This window comes from Paenarthrobacter sp. NPDC089322 (assembly GCF_040684895.1).
Taxonomy (GTDB): Bacteria; Actinomycetota; Actinomycetes; order Actinomycetales; family Micrococcaceae; genus Arthrobacter.
In genome coordinates this window covers 81460-99871 of record NZ_JBFBGW010000006.1, presented here as the reverse complement: position 1 = coordinate 99871, position 18412 = coordinate 81460, and the positions used below count along the sequence as shown (strand labels likewise).

Here is an 18412-nt window from a genome sequence, read left to right as displayed (position 1 = left end):
GAACGCCACGGCACCGTAAGTGGAAAACCGGCACCGCCACTCCTTGACCGCGAATCGCTCCCGCGTAACGTGGAAGTCGTGGAGTGGCTCGCCTGGTTTGATGCGCGGGACTTTGAATTCGCCCGGCAGGTCCTGCAACGCGGCACGGCCGCGCTCTATCTGGTTGCGTTCCTCTCCACCATGAACCAGTTCCCCGCCCTCTTGGGCGAGCGCGGCTTGCTTCCGGTACCTGCCTTCCTGGACATGGCCCGCCGTCTCGCCCGTCCTACCGTGTTCCAGTGGCGCTATTCGGATGCCCTGCTGCGGACGGTGTGCGGGGTGGGCATCGGCGTCTCCGCCCTGTTGCTGGTTGGCCTCCCGCAAACCGGCCCTCCTTGGGTGCCCATGCTGGCCTTCCTCGCCCTGTGGATGCTGTACATGTCGATCGTGAACGTCGGCCAGACGTTCTACGGGTTCGGCTGGGAGATCCTCCTGCTTGAGGCCGGTTTCACGGTGGCTTTCCTCGGTTCGGACCAGACTCCCCCGCCCACCACCATCCTGATCCTGATCGTGTGGCTGGTCTTCAGGCTCGAGTTCGGTGCCGGCATGATCAAAATCCGGGGGGGCCGCGAGTGGCGCGATATGACGGCCATGTTCTACCACCATGAGACGCAACCGATGCCCGGGCCGTTGAGCCGCCAAGCACACCTTTTGCCGCGCCCCCTGCACAAAGTGGAGGTGGTCGGCAACCATTTCGCGCAGCTCGTAGTGCCGTTCTTCCTGTTCGCTCCACAGCCTCTGGCGAGCATCGCTGCCGCCATCATTATCGTGACCCAGTTGTGGCTGGTGGGAAGCGGCAACTTTGCCTGGCTGAACTGGTCGGCCATTGTCCTGGCCTTCGCTGCCGTCAGTGACCCGGTGGCCCACGCCGTTTTTCCCTTCATCCCGCTCGAGTGGCACCGTGGCGCGGAGACCCCGGTGTGGTGGCTCGCCGTCGTACTTGCCGTGACGGTGCTGCTGCTGGTCCTCAGCTACCGCCCGCTGCTCAACCTTTTCTCACGACGGCAACTCATGAACGCCAGTTTCAACCGTTGGCGGCTGGTCAACGCGTACGGCGCCTTCGGCACGGTGACCAAGCAACGGATCGAGATCGTGGTGGAAGGCACCTTGGATGAGGAACCCGACGCCCCCGACGACCGTTGGCGGGAATACGGCTTCAAGGGAAAACCAGGCGACGTCCGGCGATTGCCCCGGCAGTGGGCGCCGTACCATCTTCGCTTGGATTGGCTGATGTGGTTCCTGCCGCTGCGAACGGTCCATGAGGACTGGTTCTACGCTTTCCTGGACAAGCTCCTGCAAGCCGATCCGCCCACGCTTCGGCTGCTTCGCCATGACCCGTTCGACGGCGGGAGGCCGCGTTGGGTGCGTGCCCGCAGCTACCTTTACCGCTTCGCGAGCCGCGCGGAGTTCCGCGAAACCGGCGAGAGGTGGGTGCGGATTCCGCTGTATGACGCCATTCCACCGTTGTCACTGACGCCGCGGCGGCATTGGCTGCGTTAGCAACCTGTGGGCCCTACACAGCTGTGCCGGACAACTCCTTGTCCTCCGTCACCCCGGCCCTTTTGGTGCTGCGCTTCCCGGGCGTGGCGGCCGTGACGTGGGCCTTTCGTTCCACGGATTCGGCAGCGATATATAGGCCTTCGCGGTTCAAATGCCGTGAATAGCTGGAGTCGAGGTAGAGCGTCGGAAACGAATCTTCGCTGTTCATCTCGGCAGCCTTGGCCAGTAATGCGCTGTACAGGTACTCCTTGACAGCACCGGCCCCGGCGCCGCCGCCATAAACATAGGCGACTTCCGTCGTCGCACCCACCACAGCCAGAACCCTGCCGAATTGTTCTGCGACCTCCTTGGCAAAGAACATCGTTTCCTCGTCGACGAAACCCATCACCCGCTCGTAGAAGTTGCGCTTGAGGGCGGACGGTCCTGCGTGAAGGTACTCGGAGAGCTGCTTTCTGGAAGTGAAACCGGATTGGAATCCACGGTCGCGCATGGCTTTCAGGGCATCAGTGAGGACTGTGCCGTAACCCTTCTTGAAGGTGGTGGACGCATCGGCGTTGAACTGCCCCGCCGTGAAGACCGGAAAGTTGACGGTGCCTTCGCCGACATCGATACCGATGGTGTGCTGTGCCGCCAGGACATCGCTTGACGTGATTCCCTCCAACGCCAATCCGCGACGGCGGACATCGGCCAGCATCGCATCCATCAGCGGGGCACCTTGGGCGGTGATGGCGTACTGCGCAGAGGCGCCTTCAGGGATGACCTGCACATCCATGAACCGCAACTTCACTGTCACCGGCGTTTCGAAGTTATGGATGGTAACCGTGTGGATGCCGCTCATGAATTCGCTGGCGTAGCTGGTCCTGTGCGACAGGTACTCGTTGATCGGCAAGGCAAGTGCGACCCTCGCACGCACGCTCAGGGCTTCATCCACGGGAGGTAGGGATCCATTGTCGCGTACATGGTCGCGGAGGGCTTTCGCTGCAAAAGCCCCCATGACGAGGATCTTGCTCAACTCCTGCTCGGCTTTGCTCCTGTGCCCGATGACGTCGAACTCTTCGAAAGCCCCCGGTGCGCTCAACGCCCTGACACCAAACAACCGGCGATACTGGTCACCGATCAGCGGCGACGAAAAGCTCACGTCCAGCTCGTTGTAGAAATTACCTTCCATTCGCCCGGGCGCTTCCCGGTCCGGCGCTGGAAGCGCGTTGGAGCGGGTAATCAAGGCAACGCCGCTGGGGAGGTCGATCACGTCGGCCTCCCCGGCATCGGCGCCAAGAGGCCCGCGGATGAGCCCCTTGACGTAGCCGTTCCCGACATCGATGCCGCCCGTGAGATTGGTCGAAATAGTCATGCAATATCCTTCGTTCAAGTGATTGGGTAGTACGGCTCGAGGAGGCCTTTATCGCCGCAGTTGGGTGAAGAGGTCGTTGACGTCCACCTGCGCGACTGATGGTTGCAGGACCTCTTGTTGCCGCACCCCGCGGGGTGCTTGTCCAGGAGCCGCCGTGGGGCCGGCTTCCATGTGGCGGGTACCGTGCGTCGGTTCATGCGCGGGAACGTCCGGCGCCTGGCTTGGCGCAGGGAGCGGCAGGACAGGCCTGTTAACGATGTCCACATAACCAAACCGCTCGATACTGGCCCGGATCAGCATGCGTATGGACATCGACTGGTTGTCCTGCAATTCCATCCAGGCAACCACCGCCTCATCTGCGTGGGGCACGTTCAGGCGGTAGCGACGGGGCGGCTGCTTGGCTGCCCCCTGGTTGTGGGGATCGGGCACGAGGGTCTCCTTAGCCGGTTTCCGTCCGGGCCGTTACACGACCCGGAATTGAACCTCCAATGGGCTGTTCGCAGAAGCGATGTCCCAAGGAACCGGACAAACACGGACCGCTCACAACCCATACGTGGCCGGAGTCCCCCAAACGTGACGACAGGTGCGGGCCCAGGTCAGCGGCGTTGTGTCCGCGCCGCGTTTCTCCATAGGACGCTCGTGCGTGGCGCCGCCGTCGACTCCCTCACCACGAGGTGGGTGGCGAGTTCCACCCGGCGGGAGTCAACTTCTTCACCGCGGACCTGGCGCAACACGAAGCTGAGCGCGGAGCGACCCATCTCCTGGAGGGGCTGGGAAACGGATGTCAGTGGCGGAACGGATTCTTCAGCCTGGTGCGTGCCGTCAAAGCCAACCAGGCTCATCTCCTCCGGTATGCGGACGTCCTGCCGTCGCGCCTCAGCGAGGACACCCAGCGCAATGCTGTCGCTGGCGGCAAAAATCGCCGTGGGCGGATCTTCGAGCGCGAGCAGTGCCTTCATGGCCTTCACGCCGTTCTCCGGCCGGAATGGTCCGGACGATACGTACTCGTGGTCCACGGTGATGCCTTCCGCCATGAGGGCGGCCATGTATCCATGGAGCCGGGCCTGACTGCATTCCGCTGCAGCGGGCCCGCCGATGTAGGCAATGCGCCGGTGCCCCAATTCCAGCAAGTGTGTCGCAGCCGCCTTGCCGCCCGCCCAGTTGCTGGCTCCTACGCTGAAGACGTCCAGGGCCGGCGGATTAAGCGGGTCAATCACCACCATCGGAATCTGCCGGCGTTGAAAGGCCCGCAGTTGCGCTGAGTCGAAGGCGGATGTGACCACGATCATGCCGCTCCGGCGTTCATCGATCATGCGCTGGGCCCGCTCCTCGGGACTGACCGGCGGCCCCACCTGACGGCTGGTGACGGAGAGAATCACCTCGACGTCGGCAACGGACGCCTGCTCCAGCACCCCGTTCAGGACTTCAACGGAATACGCGGAGTTGAGCGAGTCAAACACGGCTTCGACCGTGCTGGCGGCCGGGAGGCTTTTTCTCTGGAGTGGTGACCGGTAACCGGTTTTCTCCAGAACGGCAAGGACGCGGGCGCGGGTCGCCTCCGCCACATCTTCGCGACCGTTGACCACTTTGGAGACGGTTGGGGTGGACACTCCGGCCTCCTTGGCCACTGCGGCCAGCGTCAGCTTCGACGGTTTGGTGCTGGTACTCATGTCCCCCGGCTTTCGAAAATTTTCTGTTGTTTCGATAATGCACCGGAACGCGCACCCTGGCAAGACGCGATCGAGAACAGCTAAAACAAGGGCTTGACGTCGCCACAATTCGCCTTTAGTTTATACCGTGATCTAAATCACCGGAGCGAAATATTTCGATAATTTTGTCTCTCGCACTCTGTTCATGCGATTACCCATGGAGAAGCAATGAAGCAATTCCAGTCGTCCCGGCGTTCCTTTCTGGCCCTCGCTGCCCTGACGCCGTTCGCCGCCATGGCCACCACAGCCTGCGGCACATCGGGGCCCGGAGGAACCGGCTCAGGCGCCGGTGCCAGCATGTGGTTCCTTACGGGAGAGCCCAACCAGACCACCATGCAGAAAGCCGTGGATGCCTTTGGCTCAGCGAACCCGGACCACAAGATCACCGTCACCTACTTCCAGAACGACGCGTACAAGACAAAGATCAAGACCGCCATCGGTGCCGGCCAGGCTCCCACGATCGTCTATGGATGGGGCGGCGGCGGCCTGAAAACCTACGCCGAAGCCAACCAGGTTGAAGACCTGACAGCGTGGTTCGACGCCAACCCGGACCTCAAGAACAAGTTCTTTCCTTCGTCATTCGGCGCAGCGACGGTCAACGGAAAGATCTACGCCCTGCCCAACCAGTACGTCGCTCCGATCGTGTTGTTCTACAACAAGGAACTCTTCGCGAAGGCCGGGGCAGAGCCGCCCAAGACGTGGGACGACGTCATGTCCTTGGTGAAAACCTTCAATGACATGGGCGTCGCACCGTTCTCCCTCGGCGGCCAGTCGCGCTGGACATCGATGATGTGGCTGGAGTATCTGCTGGACCGCATCGGCGGGGCTGAAGTCTTCACCGCCATCTTTGAAGGCAAGCCTGATGCGTGGTTGCACCCGGCTGTGATCGAAACCGGGACCAAAATCCAGGAACTGGTCTCAGCCGACGGTTTCATCAAGGGATTCTCATCCATTACGGCTGACTCCAAGGCGGACCAGGCTCTGCTGTTCACCGGAAAAGCAGCCATGATGCTCCATGGATCCTGGACGTACGGGGCCATGAAGAAGGAGGGACAGAACTTCGTCCAGGATGGAAAGCTCGGCTTTGCCCGGTTCCCCACGATCCCGGGCGGCAAGGGCGACCCCAAGAACGGTGTAGGCAATCCGGCACAGTACATGTCCATCTCGTCCAAGGCCACGGACAAGGAAAAGGAAACCGCCAAAAAGTTCTTCAAGGAAGGCATCCTGACCGACACCGTCATTGACGCCTACATCAACTCGGGGTCCGTTCCGATTGTCAACGGGATCGAGGACAAGCTGGCCTCATCGCCGGACAAGGACTTCCTGAACTTCGTCTATGACTTGGCAAAGAACGCACCCAGCTTCCAGCAGTCCTGGGACCAGGCCCTGAGTCCTACAGCTGCGGAAGCGCTCTTGAACAACATCGACCAGCTTTTCCTGAAGTCGATCACCCCGCAGCAGTTCGCCGAAAACATGAACGCAACGCTGGGCAAATGAGCACGTCAACACAGGCACGTCCCGCCGCTCCCACACAACAAACGGCCAAGGCCGGAGCCAGGAGTTCCCCGCTGGCCTGGTTGACCCTTCCGGCGCTGGTGTTCTTCCTGGTCTTCGCCGTTGTACCCCTTGTTGGCGTCCTCATCCTGAGCTTCGCCAACTGGGACGGCATCGGGGCGATCGGCGCAGCCGGCATGGGCAATTGGACGTCCGTCCTTGCCGACCCCGAACTGTACAACGCGCTGGGGCTCACTTTCATGATCATGATCGCTTCCTGGCTCGTCCAGACGCCGATCAGCCTGCTGTTGGGAGTCTTTACAGCGGGAAGCCAAAAATACCGGGCAGCCCTTGCGGTGCTGTACTTCCTGCCTCTCCTGCTGTCGTCGGCCGCTGTGGCGATCGCCTTCAAAGCGCTCCTTGATCCGAACTTCGGATTGGCCATGGGACTTGGCCTGCCCTTCCTTGCACAGGACTGGCTCGGCGTGCCGCAACTGGCCCTGGGCCTGGTGATCTTCGTCATCGCGTGGCAGTTCGTTCCCTTCCACACGCTGATTTACCAAGGCGGCGTACGGCAGATCCCCAAGTCCCTCTACGAGGCAGCGCAGATTGATGGAGCGGGCACCATCAAGCAGTTCTTCCACATCACTCTGCCGCAGTTGAAATACACCATCATCACCTCGTCCACGCTGATGGTTGTGGGTTCATTGACCTACTTCGACCTCATCTTCGTCCTGACCGGGGGCGGCCCGGGGAACTCCACCCGCATCCTTGCCTTGGACATGTACTTACGAGGTTTCCGGGCCAACCTCATGGGACCGGCAAGCGTCATCGCGGTGATTCTTGTGGTCATCGGCCTGGCCCTTGCCCTGTTCCTGCAACGCCTTGGCGGCAAGGACAAGCAGGGCAGCCAATTGGAAGGAATGTAGCGTGAGCACCGTACTGGCCAACCAGCAGGAAACGCCCAGCCCCGGTTCCGCAGCCATGCCGCCGGCAAACGGCCAAAGCATGGGATCGCGGTTGAGACGCCTCAACATCCCCGGCGGGCTGGGCGGGTGGATCTGGTTGGCGATCATCATTATTCCCGTCTACTACATCGTCATCACCAGCCTCAAGACATCAGAGGGCTACTTCGGCCAGAACCCCTTGGCGCCGCCGCTGTCCCCGACCCTTGAGAACTACCAACTGGTCCTGGAGTCCAACTTCGCGACGTACTTCATGAACAGTGCGATCGTCACTCTCGGCGCAGTCATCCCCACGGTCCTGGTCTCCTTCATGGCAGCGTTCGCGATCGTCCGGGGTGGCGGCAGGTTCCTGAAGCTGGTCAATGGCGTGTTCCTGATGGGCCTCGCAATTCCACTGCAGGCAACCATCATTCCGATCTACTTGATGATCATCAGGTTGAACCTGTACGACAGTCTCCTGGCCATCATGCTTCCGTCCATCGCCTTCGCGATTCCGCTGACGGTCCTCATCCTGTCCAACTTCATCCGCGATGTTCCCAACGAGCTCTTTGAGTCGATGCGCCTGGACGGATGCAGCGAGTGGCAGACCATGTGGCGGCTTGCCCTACCGCTGACCCGCCCGGCGATCGTCACCGTGTCCATCTACAACGGCTTGCATGTTTGGAACGGGTTCCTGTTGCCGTTGGTGCTGACCCAGAGCCCGGACCTCCGGGTCCTCCCACTGGGATTGTGGACCTTCCAAGGTGAGTTCAGCGTCAACATCCCGGCCGTCCTGGCTTCGGTGGTCCTGAGCACGCTTCCCATCCTGGTGCTGTACGTAGTAGGACGGCGTCAGCTCCTGAGCGGCCTGACCGCCGGATTCAGCAAGTAGAGCCGGATTCGGCAAGTAGAAAGGACTCACAGATGACGCAACAGAAACCGCTCCGCGTAGGGATGGTCGGTTACGCCTTCATGGGCGCTGCCCACTCCCACGCATGGCGCACCGCGCCGCGCTTCTTCGACCTGCCCTTGGCGCCGCAGCTCACCGCGGTGGCGGGCCGGAATGAAGAAGGAGTCCGGGCAGCGGCAGCCAAGTACGGTTGGGAATCCGTGGAAACGGACTGGCGCGCCCTGATCGAGCGCGACGACATCGACCTCATCGATATATGCACGCCAGGCAACACCCACGCCGATATTGCCATCGCAGCCCTTGAAGCGGGCAAGCATGTCCTGTGCGAAAAGCCGCTGGCCAACTCCGTGGAGGAAGCCGAAAAGATGACGCTCGTGGCTCAGGCAGCAGCGGCGCGGGGAGTACTGTCCATGTGCGGCTTCAGCTACCGCCGCACCCCCGCCCTCGCATTGGCCAAACGGATGGTTGACGAAGGCCGGCTGGGCGACATCCGGCACGTCCGTGCGCAGTACCTTCAGGACTGGCTCTCGGATGCCGATGCTCCCCTCACTTGGCGCCTTGATAAGTCCAAGTCGGGTTCGGGCTCCCTCGGCGACATCGGCGCCCACAGTATCGATGCAGCCCAGTGGATCACCGGACAAAACATCACCGGAGTCTCCGCCTTGATGGAAACCTTCGTCAAGGAGCGACCGGTGGGTGGCGACTTCGTGGGACTTGGCGGCCACGGCGGCCCGGACGGGCCCAAGGGCCCGGTCACTGTTGATGACGCCGCGTTGTTCACTGCCCGCTTCAGTGGAAAGAACGACGGCGGCACTGGTCCCGTCGGCATCTTCGAAGCAACCCGCTTCGCGCTGGGCCGCAAGAACGCAATGCGACTGGAACTGAACGGCACCAAGGGTTCGGTGGCCTTCGACTTCGAGGACATGAATTCCCTGCAGTTCTACGATGCTTCGCTTGAACCCGACGCGGGCTTCCGCAAGATTATGGTCACCGAACCGTCCCACCCCTACACGGGCAACTGGTGGCCCACCGGCCATGGCCTGGGGTACGAGCACGGTTTCACTCATCAGGTGGTGGACTTGGTCAACGCCATCGGCGCAGGCGAGCAGCCCTCGCCGTCGTTCGCTGATGCCCTTCAGGTCCAGAAGGTGCTGGCCGCCGTCGAGACCAGCGCCGCCCAATACAGCCGCTGGCAGAACGTCTGAAGGAGACATCATGACACGACCCATCACTCTGTTCACCGGCCAGTGGGCCGACCTGCCGTTTGAAGAAGTGGCGCGACTGGCAGGCGAATGGGGCTTTGACGGCCTGGAAATCGCCTGCTGGGGAGACCACCTGGATCCGCAGCGCATCGTCGAAGACGACACCTACCTGCGGAACAAACTCGACATCCTGGACAAACACCATCTGTCCGTCCACGCAATCGCCAATCACCTGACGGGGCAGGCAGTCTGCGACGACCCCATCGACGAACGCCACCGGGACATCCTCTCCCCTGATGTCTGGGGCGATGGCGACGCCGAAGGCGTCCGGCAGCGTGCCGCGGAAGCGATGAAAACCACGGCCCGGGCCGCTGCCAGACTGGGGGCCAGCACCGTTACGGGTTTCACCGGGTCTTCCATCTGGAAGTGCGTAGCAATGTTCCCTCCGGCGTCGGAGGCAATGATTGACCGCGGCTACCAGGACTTCGTGGACCGGTGGAACCCCATCCTGGACGTGTTCGACGACGAAGGTGTGCGCTTCGCACTGGAAGTCCACCCCTCCGAAATCGCCTACGACTACTGGACCGCCAAGCGCACGTTGGAAGCGATCGGCCACCGGGACGTCTTCGGGTTGAATTTCGACCCGTCGCACTTTATGTGGCAGGACCTGGACCCCGTGATGTTCCTGCAGGACTTCGCGGACAAGATCTTCCACGTCCATGTGAAGGAATCCGTGCGCCAGCTGAATGGGAGGAACGGTCGACTCGGCTCCCATTTGCCGTGGGCCGATCCGCGCCGCGGATGGGACTTTGTCACTGCCGGACACGGTGACGTCCAGTGGGAACCGATCTTCCGCACCTTGAACTCGATCGGCTATGACGGCCCCACCAGCATCGAATGGGAAGACGCCGGCATGGACCGGCTGATCGGAGCGCCGCAGGCACTCGCCATGGTCAAGGACCTGGCAGCCATCCGGCCGCCCGCGGCGGCTTTCGATGCCGCCTTCGCCACACGGTAAGCACCACAACGAACAAGCCACAACGGATACGCCCCGAACTGAAGGAAACCATGACAAGCAACAACAAACGCGCCCTGGTGGTGCGCGGCGGCTGGGACGGACATCAGCCCGTGGAGGCCACCGAACTCTTCATCCCCTACTTGAAGGCCAACGGCTACGAGGTCCGGATAGAGGAATCACCCAAGATCTACGCCGACGCGGAGTACATGGCGACGCTCGACCTGGTCGTACAGTGCATGACGATGTCCACCATCGAAAAAGACGAGTTCGAGGGGCTCCGCGCCGCCGTCGAAAACGGCACCGGGCTGGCCGGCTGGCACGGTGGCATCGCAGACTCGTACCGCAACAATTCCGACTACCTGCACCTGATCGGCGGACAGTTCGCATGCCATCCGGGCAAACACCCCGATGAGCGGATCGGAGAGCAGTCCGACAACTATGTTCCGTACACCGTGAACATGCTGTCGGCTGCCGCTGACCACCCGATTACCAAGGGATTGTCCGACTTTGACCTCGTCACCGAACAGTACTGGGTCCTTGCCGACGACTATATCGACGTCCTTGCCACCACCACCCAGAAGGTGCGCGAATGGGATCCCTGGCATCGGGAAGTTACTTCACCCGCCATCTGGACCAGGCTGTGGGGCCGCGGCAAGATCTTCGTCTGCACTCCCGGCCATCGCGTGGAGGTACTTCAGGACAGCAACGTCCGCACCATTATTGAAAGGGGCATGCTGTGGGCAAGCCGCTAAACGTTGGAATCGTCGGCTGCGGCAAGATCGTCGAGCAGTACCTCACCAACTTCCGTCGGCTCGACTCAATCGACCTGGTAGCCGTGGCGGACCTCGACCCCGCCAGGGCCCAAGCCGTTGCCGACTCGTATGAAGGGGTCCGGGCCCTGACCGTGGACGGGCTGCTTGAAGCGAACGACGTCGACCTGGTTCTTAACCTGACGATCCCCGCAGCCCATGCCGACATCGCCCTGAAGGCGATCGCTGCGGGCAAGTCCGTGTACGGCGAGAAACCTCTGGCCGCGACAACAGAGGAAGCCCGGCAGGTGCTCGACGCCGCCAAGTCCGCCGGCGTTGTGGTGGGCTGCGCCCCGGACACGGTCCTCGGCACCGGCATCCAAACTGCCCGGAAAGCAATCGACGACGACCTCATCGGAGCGCCGATCTCCGCCACGGCCACTATGGCAACTCCGGGACACGAACGCTGGCATCCGAACCCGGACTTCTACTACCAACCCGGCGGCGGACCGCTTTTGGACATGGGCCCCTACTACGTCTCGGCGTTGGTCACTCTCCTGGGCCCCGTGGTCTCCGTGGTGGGCGCCGCGAGCCACACCCGGAATGAGCGCACCATCGGCTCCGGCCCGCGCGAAGGCCAGAAGGTTCCGGTGGAGATCGATTCGCACGTCACTGGCGTCCTGGTTCACGCCTCAGGAGCGCTGTCCACCCTGTTCATGAGCTTCGATGCCGTGAAGACCAAGAGCTCCAACATCGAGATTCACGGTGAGAAGGGCTCGTTGGCGGTTCCGGATCCCAACCACTTCAACGGCGACGTGCAGTTGTTTGCCCTCGGCGCGGAGGACTGGGAAACGATCCCTGCCTCGGCCGGCTACGTTGACTCGGGCCGGGGCTTCGGCATCGCCGATCTAGCGGCCACGCCTGCCGGAGAAGAACCCCGCGCGGGTGGCGAACTGGCTTTCCATGCCTTGGAGGTCATGGAGTCCGTGTTGGAGTCCGCCAGGACCGGACAGGCTGTGTCCATCAAGAGCACCGCCCGTCGCCCATCGGCTGTCCCGCTAACGGAACTCGCGACGACGGTACGCGCCTAAGACCCGCCGAGATGGCATTTGATGACAGTGTTTCCCCAAAACATTGGCATTAAATGCCATCTCGCGCGTCCCGGGCGCGCCGCACTACGGTTTCGGCGTGTTTGAGGATTGGCCCGTCGATCATTTTGCCCTTGAACTGGAAGACACCCGTGCCGGCCGCCGACGCTGCGTCCAGCAATTCGGCGGCTTCGGCCACGGCTTCGGGTGCCGGGGCGTAGGCCTCCCGCACGGCCGCGGCCTGGCCGGGGTGGATGCACGCTTTGGCACCGAAGCCGCTGGCCACAGCATCGAGGGATTCGGCGGCGAGTCCTTCGAGGTCAGGAATGTTGACGTACACGGCGTCAATGGCTTCCTTGCCTGCGGCCTTGGCAGCAAGCAGTACAGCGGAACGTGCGTGGAGCGCGACAGCCCGGTACCCGCCGTCGTCGTTCCTGCTGGAGAGCCCGCCCAAGGAAGCCAAGAGGTCCTCCGCTCCCCACATCAGGGCCACGACGTTCGGTTCGGTGGCGATAGCTGGGGCATTGACGATACCCGCGGCAGTCTCACAAAGTGCGATCACGCGGTAGCCCTCCAGGGCTTTCAACTGGCCGGCGCTCTCCGCCTTTGCCAGCATGACCGTGCGGTAAGGCGTGTGCGCCAGGCTGTGAAGGTCCTTCTCGAACTCCGCCGATCCGACGGGATTTACCCGGATAATGGTTCGGCTCGGGTCCAGTTCAGCAGTATCGCCGCCGGATCCCACCTGCGCGAGGATAGCTCTCCGGGCACGCTGCTTGTCCGCCGGAGCCACCGCATCTTCAAGGTCGAGGATGACAGCATCCGATCGTTCCGCGGCCTTGCCAAAGCGTTCCGGACGGTCGGCCGGGCAGAACAAGAGCGCCGGTCCCATGGTGAATGGCATGACGTCGGGAGAGGGCATGAAGGTCCTTGCTGCTGGTACTGGACAAATGACGAAACGAAAGACTAAGACTGAGCGGAGTGCGCTTCCTTGGTCCACATCAGGCAAGTACGGGTGGCAAGCGCCACGACCACGCCGTCCTGGTTCCGGCCGGTGTGCTGCATGGTCACCACGCCCTGGCCGGGGCGGGACGACGACAATCTTTTGCCGCTGATCACCGTTTCCGTGTACAGCGTATCCCCGTGGTACAGCGGGTGTGGAAAGGTGACATCGCTCAGGCCCAGCTGGGCGACGATGGTGCCTTGCGTCAGTTGGGTCACCGACTGTCCCACCATGGTGGACAAGGTGAACATGGAGTTCATGAGGCGCTGTCCGAACGGCTGCGCCGAACTCCATGCGGCATCCAAATGCAAAGCCTGGGTGTTCATGGTCAAGGTGGTGAACAGGACGTTATCTGCCTCCGTCACGGTTCGCCCGGGCTTGTGCGCGTAAATCACGCCCTCTTCCAGTTCGTCGAAATAGAGGCCGCGCTGCTCTACGACGCGCGGCTGGCCGGCCCCGGATGAAACATCGGCCGGGGCACTCATACGGTGAGTTCCTGGTCTTCTTCGAACAGCTCAGCGCCGGTCGCAGCAACCACATCATCCAACGTCACATTGGGCGCGAGCTCACGCAGGACGAGCCGTGGCCGGCCTTCGTCCTTGACGACGTCCATGACCGCAAGATCAGTGATGATCCGGTCCACGCACCCCTTGCCCGTGAGCGGAAGGGAGCATTCCTGTACGATCTTGGGCCTGCCGTTGCGATCCACGTGTTCCATCATCACGATCACTTTCTTGGCGCCGAACACCAGGTCCATCGCTCCCCCCATGCCTTTGACCATCTTGCCGGGAATCATCCAGTTGGCGAGGTCTCCATTGGCGGCCACTTCCATGGCGCCCAGGACTGCGACATCCACGTGCCCGCCCCTGATCATGCCGAAGGACGATGCTGAATCAAAGAAGGCCGCGCCGGCGTTGGTGGTGACCGTTTCCTTACCGGCATTGATCAGGTCCGGATCAACCTGGTCCTCCGCCGGGTACGGCCCGACGCCGAGGATGCCGTTTTCGGAATGGAGGATGACTTCCACGCCTGCGGGAATGTAGTTGGGGATCAGGGTGGGCATACCGATACCCAGGTTGACGTACTGCCCGTTGGTGAGTTCCCGGGCCACGCGGGCGGCCAGTTCGTTGCGGGTCCAGCCTTTGGCTTCATGATGTTCGACGTCGGCACGGCGGTATTCGTGCCGAACGGCTTCCGGACGGGGCGGAATGTCCTGAAGACGGTCTGATTCCATGGTTAGCCTCCTACCTGGTCGACGCTCTGCCCGCTGGTATTGGGGGTCGTCGAAGACGCCGTCAGTGATACCGTCCGTTTCTCGATCCGCTTCTCGAGAGTCGGCGCAACCACCACCCGCTGCACGAAGATGCCCGGAGTGTGGATGTGTTCGGGGTCCAGCTCACCGGTTTCGACGAGTTCTTCAACCTCGGCGATGGTGGTCCTGGCAGCCATGGCGCAGAGCGGGTTGAAGTTCATGGCCGCCGCATGGAAGACCAGGTTGCCATGGCGGTCACCCTTCCACGCATGGACCAGCCCAAAATCAGGTGTCAGCGATTCCTCCAACACGTAGTCGGCGTCGTTGAAGGTGCGCACCTCCTTGGGCGAGGACGCCAGCGCAACATTCCCTTCGGCGTCGTACTTTTGCGGAAGGCCACCTTCGGACACCTGGGTTCCCACACCGGCCTTTGTGTAGAAGGCAGGTATGCCCGCACCGCCGGCGCGGAGCTTTTCAGCGAGGGTGCCCTGCGGAGTGAGGACTACCTCCAACTCGCCGGCCAGGTACTGGCGCGCGAACTCCTTGTTCTCGCCCACATATGAGCTGATGGTCCGGCGGATCCGGCCATCCTTGAGGAGGATTCCCAGGCCCCAGTCATCCACGCCGCAGTTATTACTGACCGTCTCCAGGTCCGTGGTGCCTTGGCTGTGGAGCGCTTCGATCAAGGAGACAGGGATACCGCATAAGCCAAAGCCTCCGACGGCGAGCGAGGCACCGTCCGGGATGTCCTTCACCGCTTCCGCGGCGCTGGCAACAACCTTGTCAATCATCCTTGATCCTTCCCCTGCGGTTACAGACCCAGCTCGCGGGCGATGAGCATCAACTGGACCTCAGTGGTCCCTTCCCCGACTTCAAGGATCTTGGAGTCGCGGTAGTGGCGTGCCACCGTGAATTCATTGATGAAGCCATAGCCGCCGAACACCTGGGTGGCGTCCCGCGCGTTATCCATGGCTGCCTCGCCTGCGACCATCTTAGCGATGGCCGCTTCCGTCTTGAACGGCTTGCCGGCCAGCATCCTTGTCGCGGCGTCGTAGTAGGCGAGACGGGCAGTGTGGGCCCTCGCCTGCATCCGGGCGATCTTGAACTGGATGGCCTGGTACTTGCCGATGTTCAGCCCGAAAGTGGTCCGTTCCTTGGCGTACTTGACGGAAAGATCCACGCATCCCTGCGCAGCACCAGTGGCCAGGGCCGCGATGGCAATCCGGCCCTCGTCCAGGATGGACAGGAAGTTCGCATAGCCCCGTCCGCGCTCGCCCAGCAGGTTGGCTTCGGGCACGCGGACATTGTCCAGGGTCAGGGGGTGCGTGTCCGAGGCGTTCCAGCCCACCTTGTTGTACGGCTTTTCGGCCTTGAAACCGGGCGTGTCCGTGGGCACAAGGATGGTGGAGATCTCCTTTTTGGTACTGCCGTCGGCGTTCTCCTGCTTGCCTGTGACGGCCGTGACTGTCACCAGGGTAGTGATGTCCGTGCCGGAGTTTGTGATGAACTCCTTGTTGCCGTTGATCACCCACTCGCCGCCTTCAAGGCGGGCGTGGGTTTTGGTGCCTCCGGCATCGGAACCGGCCTCCCGCTCGGTAAGGCCGAAGCCGGCCAAAGACCGGCCGGACGCCAACTGCGGCAACCACTCCTGCTTCTGTTCCTCGGTGCCGAAGCGGTACACAGGCATGGCACCCAACGACACACCGGCTTCGAGGGTGATGGCAACAGACTGGTCCACGCGTCCGAGCTGTTCCAACGCCAACGCGAGCGCGAAGTAGTCACCTCCCATGCCGCCGTACTCCTCAGGGAAGGGAAGCCCGAAGAGCCCCATCTCCCCCATCTGTTTGACTACCTCGTACGGGAAGCTGTGTTCTTCGTCGTGTTTGGCGGAGACGGGAGCAACCACTTCGTCGGCGAACTCACGGACGGAGTCGCTAAGGTCCTGGTACTCCTCCGTCAGGCCGTAGGTGTTGGCGGATTCAAAAGTGCTCATGGCAGGGGTTCCTTGTCTTCGGTGTCTCCGGCCGCCGGTTCTTCCGCGGTGTCGGAAACGTGGATGGTGGCGAGCACCTGGTCGGCTTTGACCAGATCGCCGGGTTTGCTGGTCAGGTGGACGGTTCCGGAGACGGACGCCACCAATTGGTGCTCCATCTTCATGGCCTCGACTGCAAGGAGCACTTGGCCCTCGTGGACCGGGTCTCCGTCGGCCACCGCCACGGATACCACCGTTCCTGGCATCGGCGATCGCACCTCCGGGTCCGCCGCCCCTTCTTCCCGTTCGATGGCGGCCAGCATCCTCCGCAGGCGTTCCGCGCGTCCGAGGAGCTCGAGTCGACACGACCACCCACCGTTTCCCAGGTGGATTACCCCGTCCGCCATGCCCACCGCGTACGCGACCGTTCCGCCGTCGATCTCCAGCTCTATGCCGCTTTCGCTTCTGTCCACGACGCGGACTTTCGCCTCCGCACCAGGCAGGCCACCGCCGTCGACGACTGCCGTGACCCTGCCGGCGTCCTCGGTGAGGCGGACAGTGCAGCTGTCACCGCCGGGCAAGCCGAGCGTGACCGTCCATGCACCGCGCCCGCCTATGCGCCAGGAATCGGGCACCCGCCATGCGTCTCCGGCAAGAGTGGCCCCATGTCCGCCAGGTCCGGAACGCTCCAACCACAGAACGACGGCTGCGGTGATCAGTTCGTTTCGGCCGATGCGCCTGAACTCCATGGACGGCAGCCTGCGTTCAATCAGGCCTGTATCCAGCCGGCCGTCGCGAACCTCGGGTTCGTTGATCAGCAAGCGCAGGTATTCGACGTTCGTGTCAATCCCCAGCAGTGTGTACTCCCCTAAGGCCGCGTCCAGTGTGTCCAGCGCTTCGGCGCGGTCCCGGCCCCAGGCGATGACCTTGCCGAGCATGGGATCGTAGTCTCCGGTCACGTCCAGGCCTTCCCGCATGGCTGAGTCGATCCGGACATTTCGGGGTGGTGCGGCCGGGTCCCCGGTACCGTGCTCGGCAAGCGCCACGATGCGTCCCATGGAGGGCATGAAGTTGCGCTCGGGAACTTCCGCGTAGACCCTCGCTTCCACCGCGTGGCCATGGAGTACGACGTCGGACTGCGCCACGGTGAGCACCTCACCGGCGGCGATCCTCACCTGCCATTCGACGAGGTCGATGCCGGTAACCATTTCCGTGACAGGGTGTTCCACTTGGAGGCGGGTGTTCATCTCCATGAAGAAGAACTCATCAGGATGTTCATCGGACACCAGGAATTCAACCGTGCCTGCCCCGCTGTAGTTGACCGATCGTGCCGCGTTGCAGGCGGCTTCACCGATACGCGACCGCTCGTCGGCACCGTCCGCCAGGGTTTCGAAGAGTGCCGAGGGAGCTTCCTCGATCACTTTTTGGTGGCGGCGTTGCAGGGAGCATTCGCGCTCGCCGAGGTGGATGACGTTTCCGTGGTTGTCCGCGAGGACCTGAACCTCGATGTGCCGCGGCGAGCGGATGAGCCGCTCAAGGAACAGGGTGTCGTCGCCGAATGCGGAGGCTGCCACGCGGCGTGCGGCTTCCAGCGCGGCGGACATATCCTCGGGCGATTCCACCACATGCATTCCCTTGCCGCCGCCGCCGGCGGACGGTTTGATGAGCAGGGGAAAGCCGACGCCGGCTGCTGCGTCAATGAGTTCGACATCCGTGAGTCCGGGCTTGGCGACACCGGGAACACAGGGAACGTTGAAACCCATGACGTGGTTCTTGGACCGGATTTTGTCACCCATGACCTCAATGGCGTCAATGCCGGGGCCGATGAACGTGATTCCTGCCGCGTCCAAGGCTTTTGCGAACTCAACGTTTTCTGCAAGGAATCCGTAGCCCGGGTGGACAGCCTCGGCACCGCTGCGCCGGCAGGCGTCGATGATGGACTCGATTTTCAAATAGCTGTCCGCCGGCGCCGTTCCGCCGATGGCCACTGCGGTATCTGCAAGCGCGACGTGCTTGGCGTTCTTGTCCACGTCCGAGTAGACGGCGATGGAGCGGATACCCATATCCCTCAGGGTTCGGATGACGCGGCACGCGATCTCGCCCCTGTTGGCCACGAGGACTGCGTTGAAGGGACGTTGCGCCGCTGTGCTTGTGGGGGCTGTGCTAGTGGTTTGCAGGGTCATG

The 18412-nt window shown here is 62.5% G+C and carries 17 protein-coding genes; 8 read left to right on the top strand and 9 right to left on the bottom strand.

The features are described from left to right. Positions 1-78: 78 nt before the first annotated feature. A complete protein-coding gene (locus AB0N65_RS08790) occupies positions 79-1539 on the top strand; it encodes a lipase maturation factor family protein (RefSeq protein ID WP_364160186.1) in 1461 nt (486 codons plus the stop codon). A 13-nt stretch (positions 1540-1552) separates the two neighbouring features. Here AB0N65_RS08790 and AB0N65_RS08785 read toward each other — a convergent pair whose 3' ends face one another. The 3 genes from AB0N65_RS08785 to AB0N65_RS08775 all read right to left on the bottom strand — a co-directional run bounded on the left by AB0N65_RS08785 (position 1553) and on the right by AB0N65_RS08775 (position 4560). Continuing rightward, positions 1553-2890 carry a hypothetical protein gene (locus AB0N65_RS08785; RefSeq protein WP_364160184.1) on the bottom strand — a complete coding sequence of 446 codons (1338 nt, stop codon included), beginning with the start codon at positions 2888-2890 and terminating at the stop codon, positions 1553-1555. Positions 2891-2938: 48 nt separating this feature from the next. Beyond that, positions 2939-3319, bottom strand: coding sequence for a hypothetical protein (locus AB0N65_RS08780; RefSeq protein WP_364160182.1), 381 nt, complete (start codon positions 3317-3319; stop codon positions 2939-2941). A 167-nt stretch (positions 3320-3486) separates the two neighbouring features. Further along, the gene (locus tag AB0N65_RS08775) at positions 3487-4560 is read right to left on the bottom strand and encodes a LacI family DNA-binding transcriptional regulator (RefSeq protein ID WP_364160180.1); all 1074 of its coding nucleotides are present in this window, start codon (positions 4558-4560) and stop codon (positions 3487-3489) included. A gap of 207 nt (positions 4561-4767) precedes the next feature. Between AB0N65_RS08775 and AB0N65_RS08770 the strand changes: the two genes are divergently transcribed. The 7 genes from AB0N65_RS08770 to AB0N65_RS08740 all read left to right on the top strand — a co-directional run bounded on the left by AB0N65_RS08770 (position 4768) and on the right by AB0N65_RS08740 (position 12007). Then, positions 4768-6096 carry an extracellular solute-binding protein gene (locus tag AB0N65_RS08770; RefSeq protein ID WP_364160178.1) on the top strand — a complete coding sequence of 443 codons (1329 nt, stop codon included), beginning with the start codon at positions 4768-4770 and terminating at the stop codon, positions 6094-6096. Beyond that, complete coding sequence (locus tag AB0N65_RS08765; RefSeq protein ID WP_364160176.1) at positions 6093-7022, top strand: sugar ABC transporter permease; 930 nt, start codon at positions 6093-6095, stop codon at positions 7020-7022. The genes AB0N65_RS08770 and AB0N65_RS08765 overlap by 4 nt, the downstream gene beginning before the upstream one ends. A 79-nt stretch (positions 7023-7101) precedes the next feature. Next, entirely contained in the window at positions 7102-7929 is an 828-nt protein-coding gene (locus tag AB0N65_RS08760) for a carbohydrate ABC transporter permease (RefSeq protein ID WP_364160382.1), read from the top strand. Between the two features lie 32 nt (positions 7930-7961). Continuing rightward, positions 7962-9152 carry a Gfo/Idh/MocA family oxidoreductase gene (locus tag AB0N65_RS08755; protein ID WP_364160174.1) on the top strand — a complete coding sequence of 397 codons (1191 nt, stop codon included), beginning with the start codon at positions 7962-7964 and terminating at the stop codon, positions 9150-9152. A 10-nt stretch (positions 9153-9162) separates the two neighbouring features. Next, positions 9163-10167, top strand: a complete 1005-nt coding sequence (locus AB0N65_RS08750) for a sugar phosphate isomerase/epimerase family protein (protein ID WP_364160172.1) — start codon at positions 9163-9165, stop codon at positions 10165-10167. A 50-nt stretch (positions 10168-10217) separates the two neighbouring features. Further along, the gene (locus AB0N65_RS08745; RefSeq protein ID WP_364160170.1) at positions 10218-10919 is read left to right on the top strand and encodes a ThuA domain-containing protein; all 702 of its coding nucleotides are present in this window, start codon (positions 10218-10220) and stop codon (positions 10917-10919) included. Then, entirely contained in the window at positions 10904-12007 is a 1104-nt protein-coding gene (locus AB0N65_RS08740) for a Gfo/Idh/MocA family oxidoreductase (protein WP_364160168.1), read from the top strand. The genes AB0N65_RS08745 and AB0N65_RS08740 overlap by 16 nt, the downstream gene beginning before the upstream one ends. A 49-nt stretch (positions 12008-12056) precedes the next feature. On the opposite strand, the gene AB0N65_RS08735 is transcribed toward AB0N65_RS08740, so the two are convergent. The 6 genes from AB0N65_RS08735 to AB0N65_RS08710 all read right to left on the bottom strand — a co-directional run bounded on the left by AB0N65_RS08735 (position 12057) and on the right by AB0N65_RS08710 (position 18411). Then, positions 12057-12905: a CoA ester lyase gene (locus AB0N65_RS08735; protein ID WP_364160380.1), complete on the bottom strand. Its 849-nt coding sequence runs from the start codon at positions 12903-12905 to the stop codon at positions 12057-12059. Between the two features lie 62 nt (positions 12906-12967). Beyond that, positions 12968-13489 carry a MaoC family dehydratase gene (locus tag AB0N65_RS08730; RefSeq protein WP_364160166.1) on the bottom strand — a complete coding sequence of 174 codons (522 nt, stop codon included), beginning with the start codon at positions 13487-13489 and terminating at the stop codon, positions 12968-12970. After that, on the bottom strand, positions 13486-14238 hold the full coding sequence (locus AB0N65_RS08725) for a CoA transferase subunit B (RefSeq protein ID WP_364160164.1): 753 nt from the start codon (positions 14236-14238) through the stop codon (positions 13486-13488). Before AB0N65_RS08725 ends, AB0N65_RS08730 begins: the two co-directional genes overlap by 4 nt. Before the next feature lie 2 nt (positions 14239-14240). Next, a complete protein-coding gene (locus AB0N65_RS08720; RefSeq protein ID WP_364160162.1) occupies positions 14241-15047 on the bottom strand; it encodes a CoA transferase subunit A in 807 nt (268 codons plus the stop codon). A 20-nt stretch (positions 15048-15067) separates the two neighbouring features. After that, a complete protein-coding gene (locus AB0N65_RS08715; protein WP_364160160.1) occupies positions 15068-16249 on the bottom strand; it encodes an acyl-CoA dehydrogenase family protein in 1182 nt (393 codons plus the stop codon). Then, positions 16246-18411, bottom strand: a complete 2166-nt coding sequence (locus tag AB0N65_RS08710; RefSeq protein WP_364160158.1) for a biotin carboxylase N-terminal domain-containing protein — start codon at positions 18409-18411, stop codon at positions 16246-16248. The genes AB0N65_RS08715 and AB0N65_RS08710 overlap by 4 nt, the downstream gene beginning before the upstream one ends. Between the last annotated feature and the right edge of the window lies 1 nt (position 18412).

Coding starts and splice junctions, on each gene's coding strand:
- AB0N65_RS08720 (WP_364160162.1), bottom strand. CDS start 15,047: ATGATTGACAAGGTTGTTGCCAGCGCCGCGGAAGCGGTGAAGGACATC.
- AB0N65_RS08785 (WP_364160184.1), bottom strand. CDS start 2,890: ATGACTATTTCGACCAATCTCACGGGCGGCATCGATGTCGGGAACGGC.
- AB0N65_RS08750 (WP_364160172.1), top strand. CDS start 9,163: ATGACACGACCCATCACTCTGTTCACCGGCCAGTGGGCCGACCTGCCG.
- AB0N65_RS08730 (WP_364160166.1), bottom strand. CDS start 13,489: ATGAGTGCCCCGGCCGATGTTTCATCCGGGGCCGGCCAGCCGCGCGTC.
- AB0N65_RS08765 (WP_364160176.1), top strand. CDS start 6,093: ATGAGCACGTCAACACAGGCACGTCCCGCCGCTCCCACACAACAAACG.
- AB0N65_RS08710 (WP_364160158.1), bottom strand. CDS start 18,411: ATGACCCTGCAAACCACTAGCACAGCCCCCACAAGCACAGCGGCGCAA.
- AB0N65_RS08745 (WP_364160170.1), top strand. CDS start 10,218: ATGACAAGCAACAACAAACGCGCCCTGGTGGTGCGCGGCGGCTGGGAC.
- AB0N65_RS08725 (WP_364160164.1), bottom strand. CDS start 14,238: ATGGAATCAGACCGTCTTCAGGACATTCCGCCCCGTCCGGAAGCCGTT.
- AB0N65_RS08755 (WP_364160174.1), top strand. CDS start 7,962: ATGACGCAACAGAAACCGCTCCGCGTAGGGATGGTCGGTTACGCCTTC.
- AB0N65_RS08715 (WP_364160160.1), bottom strand. CDS start 16,249: ATGAGCACTTTTGAATCCGCCAACACCTACGGCCTGACGGAGGAGTAC.
- AB0N65_RS08775 (WP_364160180.1), bottom strand. CDS start 4,560: ATGAGTACCAGCACCAAACCGTCGAAGCTGACGCTGGCCGCAGTGGCC.
- AB0N65_RS08760 (WP_364160382.1), top strand. CDS start 7,102: ATGGGATCGCGGTTGAGACGCCTCAACATCCCCGGCGGGCTGGGCGGG.
- AB0N65_RS08770 (WP_364160178.1), top strand. CDS start 4,768: ATGAAGCAATTCCAGTCGTCCCGGCGTTCCTTTCTGGCCCTCGCTGCC.
- AB0N65_RS08735 (WP_364160380.1), bottom strand. CDS start 12,905: ATGCCATTCACCATGGGACCGGCGCTCTTGTTCTGCCCGGCCGACCGT.